This is a genomic window from Plantibacter sp. CFBP 8804, from assembly GCF_014841225.1.
Classification (GTDB): Bacteria; Actinomycetota; Actinomycetes; order Actinomycetales; family Microbacteriaceae; genus Plantibacter; species Plantibacter auratus.
This window is the reverse complement of record NZ_JACYTU010000001.1, coordinates 933,063-947,126: the sequence shown is the minus strand read 5'-3', so window position 1 is coordinate 947,126 and position 14,064 is coordinate 933,063. Positions and strand designations below refer to the sequence as shown.

Annotated in this window: 12 protein-coding genes; 6 read left to right on the top strand and 6 right to left on the bottom strand. The window is 70.3% G+C overall.

Going from position 1 to position 14,064, the window contains the following annotated elements; genetic code table 11:
• Positions 1–4: 4 nt before the first annotated feature.
• A complete protein-coding gene (mgrA, locus tag IFU11_RS04440; protein WP_064296494.1) occupies positions 5–1,072 on the top strand; it encodes an L-glyceraldehyde 3-phosphate reductase in 1,068 nt (355 codons plus the stop codon).
• Between the two features lie 40 nt (positions 1,073–1,112).
• Positions 1,113–2,051, top strand: a complete 939-nt coding sequence (locus IFU11_RS04435; RefSeq protein ID WP_192018247.1) for a 4-(cytidine 5'-diphospho)-2-C-methyl-D-erythritol kinase — start codon at positions 1,113–1,115, stop codon at positions 2,049–2,051.
• 72 nt (positions 2,052–2,123) lie between these two features.
• Here IFU11_RS04435 and IFU11_RS04430 read toward each other — a convergent pair whose 3' ends face one another.
• From IFU11_RS04430 to IFU11_RS04420, 3 genes are read right to left on the bottom strand one after another with little or no spacing between them, the layout of a single operon-like run.
• Entirely contained in the window at positions 2,124–2,918 is a 795-nt protein-coding gene (locus IFU11_RS04430; RefSeq protein ID WP_079705450.1) for a hypothetical protein, read from the bottom strand.
• The gene (locus IFU11_RS04425) at positions 2,908–5,334 is read right to left on the bottom strand and encodes an SDR family oxidoreductase (protein WP_192018246.1); all 2,427 of its coding nucleotides are present in this window, start codon (positions 5,332–5,334) and stop codon (positions 2,908–2,910) included. Before IFU11_RS04425 ends, IFU11_RS04430 begins: the two co-directional genes overlap by 11 nt.
• Entirely contained in the window at positions 5,331–6,233 is a 903-nt protein-coding gene (locus IFU11_RS04420) for a hypothetical protein (RefSeq protein ID WP_244631627.1), read from the bottom strand. The genes IFU11_RS04425 and IFU11_RS04420 overlap by 4 nt, the downstream gene beginning before the upstream one ends.
• Positions 6,234–6,312: 79 nt before the next feature.
• Here IFU11_RS04420 and IFU11_RS04415 point away from each other — a divergent pair, with 79 nt between their 5' ends.
• The 3 genes from IFU11_RS04415 to IFU11_RS04405 are packed head-to-tail and all read left to right on the top strand — an operon-like array spanning position 6,313 to position 9,472.
• Positions 6,313–7,110, top strand: coding sequence for an SDR family NAD(P)-dependent oxidoreductase (locus tag IFU11_RS04415; RefSeq protein WP_192018245.1), 798 nt, complete (start codon positions 6,313–6,315; stop codon positions 7,108–7,110).
• Positions 7,107–7,811: a lysophospholipid acyltransferase family protein gene (locus tag IFU11_RS04410; RefSeq protein WP_138946648.1), complete on the top strand. Its 705-nt coding sequence runs from the start codon at positions 7,107–7,109 to the stop codon at positions 7,809–7,811. Before IFU11_RS04415 ends, IFU11_RS04410 begins: the two co-directional genes overlap by 4 nt.
• A complete protein-coding gene (locus tag IFU11_RS04405) occupies positions 7,808–9,472 on the top strand; it encodes an FAD-binding oxidoreductase (protein WP_192018244.1) in 1,665 nt (554 codons plus the stop codon). Before IFU11_RS04410 ends, IFU11_RS04405 begins: the two co-directional genes overlap by 4 nt.
• Before the next feature lie 76 nt (positions 9,473–9,548).
• Here IFU11_RS04405 and IFU11_RS04400 read toward each other — a convergent pair whose 3' ends face one another.
• The 3 genes from IFU11_RS04400 to IFU11_RS04390 form a co-directional block, all read right to left on the bottom strand.
• Entirely contained in the window at positions 9,549–10,580 is a 1,032-nt protein-coding gene (locus IFU11_RS04400) for a diacylglycerol/lipid kinase family protein (protein ID WP_192018243.1), read from the bottom strand.
• The gene (locus IFU11_RS04395) at positions 10,577–11,143 is read right to left on the bottom strand and encodes a TetR/AcrR family transcriptional regulator (protein WP_161578540.1); all 567 of its coding nucleotides are present in this window, start codon (positions 11,141–11,143) and stop codon (positions 10,577–10,579) included. Before IFU11_RS04395 ends, IFU11_RS04400 begins: the two co-directional genes overlap by 4 nt.
• 116 nt (positions 11,144–11,259) lie before the next feature.
• On the bottom strand, positions 11,260–12,135 hold the full coding sequence (locus tag IFU11_RS04390; protein ID WP_192018242.1) for a spermidine synthase: 876 nt from the start codon (positions 12,133–12,135) through the stop codon (positions 11,260–11,262).
• Between the two features lie 61 nt (positions 12,136–12,196).
• Between IFU11_RS04390 and IFU11_RS04385 the strand changes: the two genes are divergently transcribed.
• A complete protein-coding gene (locus IFU11_RS04385; RefSeq protein WP_079705459.1) occupies positions 12,197–13,996 on the top strand; it encodes an ABC-F family ATP-binding cassette domain-containing protein in 1,800 nt (599 codons plus the stop codon).
• The last annotated feature ends 68 nt before the right edge of the window (positions 13,997–14,064 follow it).

The following is a 14,064-nucleotide window of genomic DNA, read 5'->3' as shown; positions in this document are numbered from 1 at the left end:
GCGCATGACCGCTGATGCTCGATTCCCGCTGAACGTCCCCGACATCCACCGCCCGTACGCCGCGGCGGACGACCGCTACGCGCGGAACGACTACCGCCAGGTCGGCACCTCGGGGCTCTTCCTCCCGCCGATCTCGCTCGGCCTCTGGTACAACTTCGGCGACAACCGGCCGTTCGACGGGCAGCGCGCGCTCCTGCGCCACGCGTTCGACCACGGCATCACCCACTTCGACCTCGCGAACAACTACGGCCCGCCCTACGGCTCCGCCGAGACGAACTTCGGTCGCATGATGCGCGAGGACTTCGGTCCGTACCGCAACGAGCTCATCATCTCCTCGAAGGCCGGCTACGACTTCTGGCCAGGCCCGTACGGCAACTTCGGTTCGAAGAAGTACCTGACCGCGAGCCTCGACGAGTCGCTCGAGCGGATGGGTCTCGACTACGTCGACATCTTCTACTCGCACCGGGTCGACGAGGTCACGCCCATCGAGGAGACCGTGGGCGCGCTCGACGCGATCGTGCGCTCCGGCAAGGCCCTGTACGTCGGCATCTCCTCGTACTCGGCCGAGCGGACGGCCGCCGCACACGCCGTCGCTCGCGAGCTCGGCACGCCGCTCGTGATCCACCAGCCGTCGTACTCGATCCTCAACCGCTGGGTCGAGGACGGCCTCACCGAGGTGCTGACCGAGACCGGCCTCGGCGCGATCGCCTTCGTGCCGCTCGCGCAGGGCCTGCTCACCGACAAGTACCTCGGCGACGGCCCGGCCGAGCGTGCGACGAACCGTCCGTCCCTGCCCGACCGGCAGGTGAGCGAGGAGATGGCGACCCGCCTCCGGTCCCTCAACGACATCGCCGTGGAGCGCGGGCAGACCCTTGCGCAGATGTCGCTCGCCTGGGTCCTGAATAACCCCGCGATCACCTCCGCCCTCATCGGCGCCTCCCGCCCCGAGCAGCTCGACGAGAACCTGGCGGCGCTCGACGGCCCCGCGTTCACGACCGAGGAGCTCGAGGAGATCGACCGACTCGCGGAGGGCGCCGACGTCAACATCTGGGCGGACTCCTCCGACAAGTGACGCGGTCCGAGGCGCCTGCTCGATCGACTAACTTGGAACAATGACCACCGAGGCCATCCTCAAGCACGTCCACGTGCGAGCACCGGGGAAGATCAACGTCTTCCTCAAAGTCGGCGAAGTGATGGACGACGGCTACCACGACGTCGCGACCGCGTACCAGGCGATCTCGCTGTACGAGGACGTGCACGCGTACCCGGCCGACGACTTCAGTGTGTCGTTCTCCGGCTCGGTGGACGTGTCGGGTGTGCCGACCGACACGAGCAACCTCGCCATCCGTGCCGCGAAGGCCCTCGCGAGACGGACCGGGTACCGCGGCGGTGTCCGGCTCGAGATCGAGAAGCACGTGCCGGTCGCCGGCGGGATGGGCGGCGGCTCAGCCGACGCCGCGGCCACGCTGCTCGCCTGTGACGCCCTCTGGGGGACCGAACGCAGCCGCGACGACCTCCTGGCGCTGGCGGCACGCCTCGGCGCCGACGTGCCCTTCGCCCTGCTCGGCGGCACCGCTGTCGGCACCGGCCGCGGCGACCAACTGAGCAGCGCGTTGGCCAAGGGGCAGTTCGAGTGGGTGCTCGCCCTCGCCGACTTCGGGATGTCGACCCCGAAGGTCTACCAGGAGCTCGACGCCCACCGTGCGCGGCACATCCTCGACATCTCGCCGTCCGGTCGGCAGCCGACGGTCGACGCCGCGGTGCTCCAGGCGTTGCGGGCGGGCGACGCCCACCTCCTCGGCGAGGTCCTCTACAACGACCTGCAGGCCGCCGCGCTGCAGCTGCGCCCGGTGCTGGGCGAGGTGCTCGAGTTCGGCGATTCCCAGGGAGCCCTCGGCAGCCTCGTCTCCGGCTCCGGGCCGACGATCGCCTTCCTGGCGGCCGACACCGACGACGCCGTCGAACTGCAGGTGACGCTCGCCTCGTCCGGGCTGAAGGTCATCCGTGCCCACGGACCGGTCCACGGCGCCCGCATCGTCTCGCAGAGCTGAGACGCGGCCCGCACGACACGAAGCAGCCCCGGTCGGAGATCCGACCGGGGCTGCTGTACGAGGTGGCGCGGTTCAGGCCGCGACGCCGCGCACGCGGAGCGAGTTCTCGATGATCGTGAGCCCCTCCATACCGGGGAGCTTGGCGATGTGCCCGTCGATGCGGCGCACCTCGGCCAGGCCGTCCTCGTCGCCGAAGAGGTGGCCCATGACGTGCGTGACCTCGGAGTCGGGCATGACGCCGGAACCGACGGGCCCCCACACCTTGCGGAGCAGGAAGCGGGTGAGTCGACGTGCGCTCTTCGACGACTCCAGGCGCGCCTTGGCCTGGCTCGCGTAGAACGCCACGTGACGCGTCTCCTGCTTCGCGATCCGCTTGAGGAGCACCGAGAGCACCGGGTGTCGCTCCAACTGCGCGAGGCGGGTGTACGCGGCGGTCGCGGACCACTCGTTCGCCGCGCCCCAGCTCATGTGCACCGCGATGAAGTCGGTGCCCACGAGGTTGCCGAGGATCGACTGCTTGATGGGGTCGAGGCGGTCCTTCCAGCCGAGCTTCAGGCGCGTCGCCTTGAGCTCGTCGAAGTCGACCGTGATGTCGTGGGCGGCGAGGACGGCGGCGAGCGCCTCCCCGTGCCAGAACTCCTCACGGTTCCACATCGTCATGAACGCGCCGACCTCGTCGTCCTCGTGGGACGGCGTCATGAGCATGTCGCGCAGATAGCAGACCGTGTGGTACTCGATGTCGCACATATAGCGCAGGCTGCGCAGGGTGGAAGCGGGGAGCGGGTTCGTCTTGAACTCGTCGAAGTCGAGGTCGCTCCAGTTCACCGAGACACTCGTCTCGGTGAACTTGTCGATGTCAAACGCCATGTGCGGTGGGGCGGTCGGGGATCGTGTCCTCGGCCGTCCGCTCTCCTCTCGGCTGTGCGGGGCGCGGTGCGCGGGTCAGTTCGTCTTCGGAGCGGACGCCTCCGGTGGTTCGTGCCCATTCTCGCACCGTCCACCGGCCGACCTGCGCCAGCTTGTACAGGGTGTGGTCGGGGTTGACGGCGACCGGGTTCCCGACCAGCTGCAGCCAGGCGGCGTCCGCATGGGAGTCGCCGTAGCCGTAGGAGTGCGCGAGGTCCATGCCGTGCTGCTCGGCGTACTGCGTGAGCCAGGCGCCGCGCGCTTCGTCGACGAGCGGCGGGCTGTCGAGGTAGCCCGTGAGGCGTCCGTTCTCGGCGTGCATCGCCCCGGCCACGACCTCGTCGAAGAACGGCTCGAGCGGAGCCGTCATGAGGTCGATGGTGCCCGTGACGAGGATCGTCCGGTGACCGGCCGCCCGGTGCGCGGCGATCTGTTCGAGCGCCTGGGGGAGGAGGCGGGACCGGACGGCCTTGCCGAAGCCGCCCCGGACGATCTTCTCGAGCTGCGCCACGTCGACGCCCTCGTAGCGGCGCATGAACGTGCGGATGAACTCACCGCGGTCGCGGAGTTCAGCACCGATGTACCCCGGCATGGAGGCGCCGAGCGTGGCGATCTCGATGGGCCAGCGCGACCGTGAGGTCGCGGCGAGCCGCAGCCAGAGGTACTGCTCGATGAGGTTCCAGGCGAGCACCGTGCCCTCGAGGTCGAACACCGCGAGGACGTCGTCGCGCACGGGCAGGATCTTCTGCTGCTTCGCGGCGCCCGCCTTGCGGTTGGCGAAGGCGCGGGTCAGGGTCGTGACGGCGGGGAAGTGGATGCGCTGGAAGTAGTCGTCCCAGTCGATCGTCGTGACGTCGAACCCGCGGTCCGTCTGCTGCTCGGGCGTCAGTGAGGCGTGCAGGGCACGGGTGCGCTGGTCGTCGAACACGATCTCGCTCTGCACGTAGGAGCGGTAGAGCCCGGTGAAGTCGCGGAGCGAGCCGAGGTCACTCGACGCCTTGCGGATCCGGTCCTGCCACCCGCGGGTGGTCGCGTTCGCCGGCAGGTGGGAGACGACTCGGCCGGCCGCCGTCGTCGCCTTCTGCCGCCGGTCGATGGAGCGCTCGATCGCGCGCCCGCCGGGGAAGTTCCAGGTCGGCACGCTGATGTCGCCGGCGTCGGCCGGGATCGGGTGCTCCGTGAAGTAGCTGTGCACGTTCGCGTACATCTTGTGGAACGGCAGCGGGTTGCTGGCGCCGGAGCTCACGTGGAAGTAGCGAGCCGCAGCCGGCTCCGGCGGGGTCTGTGCCGCGGCGAGGATCGCGTTGACGACGAAGTCGACGGGGATGATGTCGAGCACGCTGTCGGGGAGGCCCGGGAAGTCGGGCAGCTGTCCGCGGCCGTAGGCGATGATCAGCGGGTCGGCGACCTTGTAGCCGTCGATCCAGCCGGGGAAGGGGTGCGCGAGCGCGCTCTCGATGATCGAGGGACGCACGACGGAGAGCCGGTTGCCCTCGCCGGCCCAGCGCTCTTCGGCGACCCGCTCGGCCATCGCCTTCGTGAAGGTGTAGACGTCGGTCCAGCCGAGGCTCTCGGCGCGTGCACGGCCGTGGGCGACGAGTCGGGCGTCGACCCAGGCGATGCGTGCAGCCTCGGCGGCGTTCGAGACGGCCTGGGGGCCGGCCTTGCCGTGCTCGCGACGGGCGGTCTGCATGAGCTTGCGCAGGACCTCCGGACGACGGGACGACTCCTCGGTGCGGACGCGTGCCGAGCGGGCTGCCTCGGCCTCGACGCGCCAGTCGACGTCGTGCGCGAGGCTGCGTTCCGGCTGGATGCCCTTCCGCGTGCCGCCGACGTAGGCGGTGGAGACGTGGACGACGTGCGGGGTCGCGCCGCTCTTCGCGAGCGCCGCGTACAGGGTGGTGGCGCCGCCGACGTTCGTGGCGAAGGCCTCGTCGATCGGCGGGTCGAAGGAGACGGTCGACGCGCTGTGGATGACGACGTCGAGGTCGGCCGGCAGTGCCATCTCGTCGAGGCCACCCTCGATCACGCTGACGCGTTCGGCCACGATCGCCGCAGCGGCTTCGGCGCCGACGCGTTCGCGCCAGGCCTTGAACACCGGCTTGCGGAGCAGGGTCTGGAGACGGTCGCTCCCGCGGACCGACCCCTTCTTCCGGATGAGCAGGCTGACGCGCGTGGTCGGGTGATCGGCGAGCAGGCGCTCGAGCACCGCCTGGCCGAGGAAGCCGGTGCCACCGGTGACGAGGACGTGCGCGCCGTCGAGGGCATCCGGGGCGATGGTGGGTTGTTCGGTGGCGGGCTGCTGAGCCTCCGGCTGCTGAGCCTCCGGCTCCTGGGCGTCGGGCTGTTCGGCGTCTGGGGTGGGGGTGTCGGTCATCGGTTCTCCTCGAGGCTGCCGCGGCGCCCGCGGCGGGCAAGTCTGGCGGCGAGATGGAGGCCCGACTGACCGGGCAGCGCGTCGATCGACGCGTCGATGCCGAGGACGGCGGGGTCGCTCCAGGTGGCGGTACTGCGGAACACGAGCGCGGCGAACCGCGCCGTCTGTCGGGGGCCGTTCGCATCGGAGCCGGTGGGCCACACGGCGTTCCGGATGCGGCGACGCGTGATGCCCTGTGCACGGGGCGACGCGGCGAGGCGGTCACTCGCCTGAGCGGTGAAGAACTCGAGGTGCCTGGCCTTCGTCTCGAGGATCTCGTCGACGAGGCGGTCGAGCACGGGGTGCGGCTCGCGCTCGCGCACCGCGCGGTACGCCGCGTGGGTGATGAGGTCGTCGATCGTCCCGATCGTCATGTGCCAGGCGATGATGTCCTCGCCGAGCACGTTCGCGACGAGGGCCTGGCCGATGGGCGCGAAGCGGTCGCGCACGCCGTGGACGGTGCGGCGGAGACCCGTCGAACGCGTCTTGTCGCGCGGGGTCCCGTTCGCCTTGAGCAGGGTGTCGAGGGTGTCGGTGATCCAGTACTTCTCGTACGCCCAGGTGATCAGGAACGCGGTGACCCTGGCGTCCTTGTGGGTGGGGGTGACGAGCACCCCGCGGAGGTACTGCATCGTCGCGCGCTCGATGTCCGACAGGGCGCGGAGCAGAGCGACCGTCTCAGCACTCAGCGGCGTCTCGGAGAAGGCAGCGGCGTCGATCTCCTTGCGGCGACTGCCGACGGCGGACTTCGCGTAGTCGCGGACGCTGAACCCGTGGGCAGGCCGCAGCATGGCGCTCTCCTGCTCCGCGTCCTCGAGGGCCGCGGGTGCTGTTCCGCGCGGCGAATCCCGGTTCACCATGGCGTCTCCGTTCCGTGACGATCCGACCTCATCACTGTAGCTTGCAACGATACGCAACGCGTAGCGTATTCTGATCCCCATGGCTACAGCTCTCGTCACCGGTGGGACGTCCGGCATCGGTGCCGCGTTCGCCACGGCGCTCGCCGGACGGGGCTTCGACCTGGTGCTCGTCGCCCGTGACGTCGGGCGGCTCGAGCAATCGGCCGAGCGACTGCGCGCGACCGGTCGCACCGTCGAGGTGATCAGTGCCGACCTCTCGGACCGCGCCGACGTCGCGAGACTCGCCGCGCGGATCGAGGATCAGGGGTCACCGATCGAGGTGGTCGTGAACAACGCCGGGTTCGGCGTGCACGCCCGCCTCACCGACCCCGACACGAGCGAGCTCGACAACGCGATCGAGGTCATGTGCCGGAGCGTCACCACCCTCTCGGGCGCCGCGGCCCGCGCCATGCGGGAACGCGGACGCGGCACCATCATCAACGTCTCGAGCACGGCGGGGTACATCACCACCGGCGGTTACTCCGCGGTGAAGTCGTTCGTCACCACCTACACCGAGGCGCTCGCGGTCGAGCTCGCCGGCTCGGGTGTCCGCGTCACGGCGCTCTGCCCCGGATGGGTCCGCACCGAGTTCCACGATCGCGCCGGCATCAGCACCCGCTCGATCCCGTCAGGTCTGTGGATCGATGTGGACCGGCTCGTCGCCGACGCCCTCCGCGACGCCGGGAGAGGGGTCGTCGTCTCCATCCCGAGCTTCCGCTTCAAGGCCCTCATGGCCCTCGTCAAGTTCGCGCCCCGTGCGTCCATCCGGTGGATCTCCGGCCGGATGTCCTCGAGCCGTCGAGCCGCCAACGCCGCCCAGTCAGGAGCCCGCCGATGACCGCAGAGCCGCGGTTCACCTCCTCCCTCCACGCCAACGCGCGGTTCGTCGCCCAGCGTCTGCTGTTGAAGCCGCTCGTCTGGTCGCTGACCCGCGTGACGGTGACGGGTCGCGAGCGCCTGTCGGGCGTCACCGGGCCGTACATCGTCGTCGCCAACCACCAGTCGCACCTCGACGCACCGCTCGTCGTCGGGGCGATGCCGCGTCGACTGTCGCGCTATCTCGCCGCCGGTGTCGCCGCCGACTACTTCTTCGACGTCCCCGCCCGCCGCATCTTCGCCGCCCTTTTCTTCAACGCGTTCCCGGTCGACCGCTCGGGCGACCGCAAGCGTGCAGGCGTGTCACGGGAGCTGCTCGAGAGCGGCGTCCCGATCCTCATCTTCCCCGAGGGCGGCCGATCGCGGACGGGTGAGCTCGGCCGGTTCAAGCCCGGTGCCGCGGCACTCGCCACCCGCCAGGGCATCCCCTGCCTCCCGGTGGCCGTCCTCGGCACCCACTCCGCCATGCCGAAGGGTCGCAACTGGCCCGTCCCCGGACGACCGCCGGTGCGCGTCGTCTTCGGGCAACCGATCCACCCGCAGCCGAACGAGACGCCCGTCCAGCTCATGGACCGCGTCGTCGCCGAGATCGTCGCGCTGCGCGCCTCGGTCGAGCCGGGAACACACGTTTCGATCGACACACCACGAAAGGAAGCCGGATGACGTCTGTGGAGCACATGAAGTGGTGGGGCTGGGGAGTCGAAGGGGTCGCCTTCGAGCACAGCAACAAGCCGGACTTCGCGCCGTTCGTGAAGCAAGCCGTCGGTCTCGACCTCCGGAAGCCTGCGCAGGCGCACCTCAGCTTCGACGAGCTCACCGTCCCCGCATCGCGCGCGTCCGAGGAGTTCATCGCCGAGCTCTCGACGCTCGTCGGTCAGGGTCACGTGACCACGGACGACCAGGAACGCGTCGTCCACACCTACGGCAAGAGCATCCGCGACCTGCTCCGGATCCGCGCGAACGACCTGCCCCGCACGCCCGACCTCGTGGTGTACCCGGCTGACGAGGCCGAGGTCGCTTCGGTCGTCGCTGCAGCCGTCGACGCAGACGCCGTCATCATCCCGTTCGGCGGTGGCACCAACATCGCCGGCTCGCTCGACCCGCAGCCGACGGAGGAGCGGGTCATCATCTCGCTCGACCTCGGCCGGCTCGACCGCGTCCTGTCGATCGACGAGGGCTCCGGTCTCGCCACCATCCAGGCCGGTGCGCAGGGCCCCTCGATCGAGGAGCAGCTCGGCGCCAAGGGCTGGACGATGGGCCACTTCCCCGACAGCTTCACGCACTCCACGCTCGGCGGATGGGTCGCGACCCGCTCCTCGGGCATGCAGTCCGACAAGTACGGCGACATCGCCGACATCACCAAGGGCCTGCGGATGGTGCGCCCGAACGGCATCGTGGCGATCCGCCCCGTCCCGAGCGCGTCGACCGGCCCGAGCGTCCGCGAGATGATCATCGGCAGCGAGGGTCGACTCGGCATCATCACCGAGGTCACCGTGCAGGTCCACCGGACGCCCGCCGTCCGCGAGGTCCTCGGCTACTTCTTCCCCACCTGGGAGGCCGGGCTCGCGGCGATGCACGAGATCGCGGAGAGCGACGCCAGCCCCTCGGTCACCCGGGTGTCGAACGCCCGGGAGAGCGGCTTCTCGCTCGCGACCCGGAAGGCCAGCACCGGCGTCTCGGCGCAGGTCACCAAGGGCCTCATGAAGGTGCTCACGGCCAGGGGCTGGGACCTCGAGCAGCTGTGCCTCTCCTTCATCGGCTACGAGGGCAGCGCGTCCCACGTGCGGTACGAGAAGGGCCTCGTCGGCTCGATCGTCCGGAAGCACGGCGGCATCGGCGTCGGCAAGGGCCCCGGCGCCCTCTACGACCAGAAGAAGTTCGACACCCCGTACCTGCGCGACTTCCTCCTCGACCGCGGAGCCGCGGCGGACGTCTCGGAGACCGCGGCGCCCTGGTCGCGCCTGCAGGAGGTCTACGACGCCGCGAACGACGCCGCCAACGCCGCGTACGACAAGCTCGGGGTGCACGGGTGGATCATGTGCCACCTCTCCCACTCGTACCACTCCGGCGCGTGCCTCTACTTCACCTTCGCGTTCATCACCGGCGACGACCCGATCGGCGAGTACGAGCAGGTCAAGTCGGCGATCCAGCAGTCCTTCGTCGACCACGGTGGCACCCTCTCGCACCACCACGCGGTCGGCGTCGAGCACTCGCCGTGGATGGAGCAGGACATCTCGACCGAGGGCGTCGCGATCATGCGCGGCCTCTTCGACAGTGCTGACCCCGGCTCGAACTTCAACCCCGGCAAGATCCTCGCGGACTGAGCCGTTCCTCCGGTCCCTGAGCCGTTCCTCCGGTCCCTGAGCCGTTTCCGGTCCCTGAGCCTGTCGAAGGGCGGGCTCAGGGCCGGAGCCGACCCGATCGCGCCGCCGTCACCGGTAGTCGGACGATGAGCGCGCCGGGGTCGACGGTCAGCCGGGCCGCCGAGACCAGGCCGATCCCGTCGCCGTCCGCTTGGAACTCGGCTGGCGGTGACACCGTCACGTCGATCCGTCGTACCCGCAGGTAGCGGAGCGCCCCGCCGGCGGAACCAGCCGTCTCGACGGCACTCGGCTGCACGCGGCGGCCCCGTGTCCGTCTTCCCTTGGAGAACCGGGCGACGGGGTTGTTCGCGCGGTGCAGCCAGCGCGTCACCCGGACCCCGTCCCACCCCTCGAGGGACCGCACCATCAGGACGTCGAGCACACCGTCGTCGAGGAGTGCGTCGGGGAGGACGTCGAGGCCCGCCGAGACGGTGCCGCAGTTCCCGACGAACATCGTGTGCGTCCGTCCGCTCCGGATCGATCCGCCGTCCTCCTTCCAGGAGACGCGGGGCCGGTCGCGGCGGAACAGCCCGCGGATGATCGGGACGACGTAGGCGATCCAGCCGAAGCGGCGCTTCAGGACGGGGTCGGCGTAGGCCACCATGTCCGCGTCGACGCCGAAGCCGGACATGACGAGGAACGGGGTGCTGCGCCGGACGCCGTCGGGGTTCCGGTACTCGATGACGCCGACGTCCACGCTCCGGTCCTCCCCGGTGAACGCGGCCCGCACGGCGGTGGCCGTGTCGATCGGGATACCGGCGTTCCGGGCGAAGAGGTTCGCGGTGCCGACGGGGACGACGGCGAACGGCGTCCGGGTGTGACGCATCGCCCCGGCCACCTCGCGGACCGTCCCGTCACCGCCGGCGGCGATCACGAGCGACGCGCCGCCTCCGAGCGCCTCGGCGACCTGGTCGACCGCGGTCGACCGCTCGCGGGTCGGGATCCAGCTCGTCGGGCCCCAGCCGGCGTCCGTGGCCGCGGCGTCGACGAGCCTCGTCACGCGCTCGAGCTGGATGCGCGTCGGGTTGTAGATCACCGCAGCGTGCGGCGGGGTGCTGCCTCGCGTCATGCGGCCAGTGCCGGCCAGAGGACGGACAGGACCTGGTCCGCCCAGTCGTCGTCCATGTCGGCGCCGCGGACGAGCTGTCCGAGGACCGCACCGAGGAGCAGGGTCGCGACGAGGCGGCCGTCGAGTCCTGGCTTCAGATCGCCGGTGGAGATCCGTTCGTCGACCAGGTTGGACAGCGCGCGCGCCCGGTTCCTCGTGAGGTCGCGGAGCAGCGTCGAGAACTCGGGGTCGTCCTGGAGCAGGATCGACGCGATCGTGCCCCGGCCCACCACGTCCTCGATCATCGCCCGGGCTTCGTGGAGCAGCCAGGTGAAGGTGTCGTAGGTGGAGAGGTTCTCGGGGATCTCGACCGGGGTCTCCATGGCGCGCGCGACGGCTGCCGTGAGCAGCTCGGAGCGGTTGCGGTACCGCCGGTAGATCGTCGTCTTCGCCACGCCGGTGGTCTCCGCGACCGCCTCGATGTTGACGGCGACCGAGCCGCGCGAGCGCATGAGGTCGAGGGCTGCGTCGAGGATGCGGTCGCTCATCTGCTGAGCGCGGGAGACGCGTCGGGAGACGGGCACCGACCAACCTCCTCCGCGCGACGCCGGAGTCCGGTCGGATCGGTCCATTGCGCTACGCCCACCGTAGCGCAACGGGATGGGTGCGCATAGGAAGGGCCCCGGTGACGGTCTGGTCGTCAGTCCCAGCGAGGGTCGTCGGGGTCGGGGGAGTCCTCGCCGTCGGCATCGGTCATGACCGTCGCCCCGTCTATCCAGGCCGCCAGCGCGTCACCGTGCAGCTGCACGGGCGCGGGTGCGCCGAACAGCTGCGGGTGCGTCACGGCCGCGAGCGGTGCGTCGCTCGCGAAGACGACGACGTTGCCGAGCGGCCCCTCGTCGTCGACCGGGTCGAAGTCGAGGACGACGGCGACATGCGCGAACACCGTTCGCAGGGTCGCCGCCTGGCGTCTCGAGTAGTCGAAGGGGCTGCCGTCGAGGAGGTTCACCGCGATCACGCCGTCGTCCGCGGACCGCGCTGCCACGCGGCGGTAGAACTCGAGGCTCGCGACCCGACGGTGGATCACCGCGGCGTCCCAGAGGTCGACGACGGTCACCTTCGCGTCCCGCCATGCCGTGACGTCCGCAGGGGTGGTGGCGGCTTCGTCGACCGGCTCGTCCGCGACGGCCCTGGCGTCACCGAAGCGGACCTCGACCCGGTGGCCGTCCGGGAGCGGAAGCGCGTCCAGCATCCCGGCGTACAGCTCCGGCTCGAACTCCACGACGAGCTGCGGCGATCCCGGACGCGTCGCCTGGACATAGCGGGGGAGCGTCAACGCCCCGGCTCCGAGGTGGACGACAAAGAGCTCCTCGCCCGCCGGCGCCTCGGCGTCGATCACGCGCGCGATGTGCCGGATGTAGGGGTACTCGAGCAAGCGGGGATCCGCGAGGGAGACCACCGACTGCGGGATGTCGTCGACGCTGAGCTCGTAGCGCAGCGTCCGCTTGTCGAGGAGGGTGATCCGGGCGTCGCGACGGCCGAACGGGAGCCGGCGGGAACGGGAGAACAGAGGCACCCGTGCAGCCTACGGTGCACGGGCGGTGGTCGACGCCCGGGCCCGGTATCGTTGACCGGATATGGCACACCTTCTCGGCGCTGAAGCGCTCCACCTCGAGTACCCGACCAAGGTCGTCTTCGACGGCATCACGATCGGGGTGAACGAGGGCGACCGCATCGGTATCGTCGGCCGCAACGGCGACGGCAAGTCCACGCTCCTCGGCCTCCTCGCCGGCCGCAAGGAGCCCGACTCCGGCCGCGTGACGGTGCGCAACGGCGTCACGGTCGGCGTACTCGACCAGTCCGACACCCTCGACCACGACAAGACCGTCGGCCAGACCATCGTCGGCGGCTTCGACGAGCACGAGTGGGCGGGCGACCCGAAGGTCCGCGACGTCATCTCCGGCCTCGCCTCCGACATCGCCTGGGACGCCCTCGTCGCCGACCTCAGCGGTGGTCAGCGCCGCCGGGTCGCGCTCGCCGCCCTGCTCGTGGGCGACCACGACATCCTCTTCCTCGACGAGCCGACGAACCACCTCGACGTGGAGGGCATCACCTGGCTCGCGCAGCACCTCAACCGTCGCTGGTCGAAGAACTCCGGCGGCCTGCTCGTCGTGACCCACGACCGGTGGTTCCTCGACGCCATCTGCACGGCCACGTGGGAGGTGCACGACCGCATCGTCGAACCCTTCGAGGGTGGGTACGCGGCGTACGTCCTGCAGCGCGTCGAGCGCGACCGCTCCGCCGCGGTCTCCGAGGCCAAGCGCCAGAACCTCATGAAGAAGGAGCTCGCCTGGCTGCGCCGTGGCGCTCCCGCCCGCACGGCCAAGCCGAAGTTCCGCATCGAGGCCGCGAACGCGCTCATCGCCGACGAGCCGCCCGTGCGCAACACGGTCGAGCTGGCCGGCATGGCGACCGCCCGCCTGGGCAAGGACGTCGTCGACATCCTCGACGTCACCGTGTCCTACGGCGACCGGACGGTCATCAAGGATGTCGAGTGGCGCATCGCCCCGGGCGAGCGCACCGGCATCCTCGGCGTGAACGGCGCCGGCAAGTCCACCCTCCTCGGGCTCGTCACGGGCGAGGTCGAAGCGACCGAGGGTCGTGTCAAGCGCGGCAAGACCGTGCAGGTCGCGACACTCACGCAGCAGCTCGACGAGCTCGCCGAGTACGAGCAGGACCGCGTGAGCGACGTCATCGGGCGCAAGCGCACGAGCTACGTCGCCGGCGGCAAGGAGATGACGCCGGGACAGCTGCTCGAGCGCCTCGGCTTCACGAGCGCGCAGCTGTCGACGCCGGTGAAGGACCTCTCGGGTGGCCAGCGCCGCCGCCTGCAGCTTCTGCTCATCCTCCTCGACGAGCCCAACGTCCTCGTCCTCGACGAACCGACCAACGACCTCGACACCGACATGCTCGCCGCCATGGAGGACCTCCTCGACTCGTGGCCGGGCACCCTGCTCGTCGTCTCGCACGACCGGTACTTCCTCGAGCGCGTGACCGACCAGCAATACGCGATCATGGACGGCCACTTCCGGCACCTGCCCGGCGGTATCGACCAGTACCTGGAGCTCAACGCCGGGACGGCCGGCAGCCGCTCGCAGGAGCACGACCGCCCGACGGCCTCCGGCGGTGGCCCGACCAAGAAGACGCCGAAGCTGAGCGGTGCGGAGCTCCGGAACGCGCAGCAGGAGATCAAGGCGATCGACCGCAAGCTCCACAAGCTCAACGGCCAGATCGAGCAGGCGCACGAGAAGGTCGCGGTCCACGACCAGAACGACTTCGCCGGGATCACCGCGCTCGGCGCGAAGATCCAGGCCATGTACGGCGAGATCGCCGACCTCGAGGTCCGCTGGCTGGAGCTCTCCGAGCTCGTCGAGTAGTCCACTCGCGGCGGCCGGACCACCTCGATCGTCGCTCTGTTCCGAAGTGTTACGCACCGGTTCGTCAT

Bases quoted from the DNA above. Each gene is read 5' to 3' on its own strand.
- mgrA (WP_064296494.1), top strand. From the start codon at position 5: ATGACCGCTGATGCTCGATTCCCGCTGAACGTCCCCGACATCCACCGC.
- IFU11_RS04435 (WP_192018247.1), top strand. From the start codon at position 1,113: ATGACCACCGAGGCCATCCTCAAGCACGTCCACGTGCGAGCACCGGGG.
- IFU11_RS04430 (WP_079705450.1), bottom strand. From the start codon at position 2,918: ATGGCGTTTGACATCGACAAGTTCACCGAGACGAGTGTCTCGGTGAAC.
- IFU11_RS04425 (WP_192018246.1), bottom strand. From the start codon at position 5,334: ATGACCGACACCCCCACCCCAGACGCCGAACAGCCCGACGCCCAGGAG.
- IFU11_RS04420 (WP_244631627.1), bottom strand. From the start codon at position 6,233: ATGGTGAACCGGGATTCGCCGCGCGGAACAGCACCCGCGGCCCTCGAG.
- IFU11_RS04415 (WP_192018245.1), top strand. From the start codon at position 6,313: ATGGCTACAGCTCTCGTCACCGGTGGGACGTCCGGCATCGGTGCCGCG.
- IFU11_RS04410 (WP_138946648.1), top strand. From the start codon at position 7,107: ATGACCGCAGAGCCGCGGTTCACCTCCTCCCTCCACGCCAACGCGCGG.
- IFU11_RS04405 (WP_192018244.1), top strand. From the start codon at position 7,808: ATGACGTCTGTGGAGCACATGAAGTGGTGGGGCTGGGGAGTCGAAGGG.
- IFU11_RS04400 (WP_192018243.1), bottom strand. From the start codon at position 10,580: ATGACGCGAGGCAGCACCCCGCCGCACGCTGCGGTGATCTACAACCCG.
- IFU11_RS04385 (WP_079705459.1), top strand. From the start codon at position 12,197: ATGGCACACCTTCTCGGCGCTGAAGCGCTCCACCTCGAGTACCCGACC.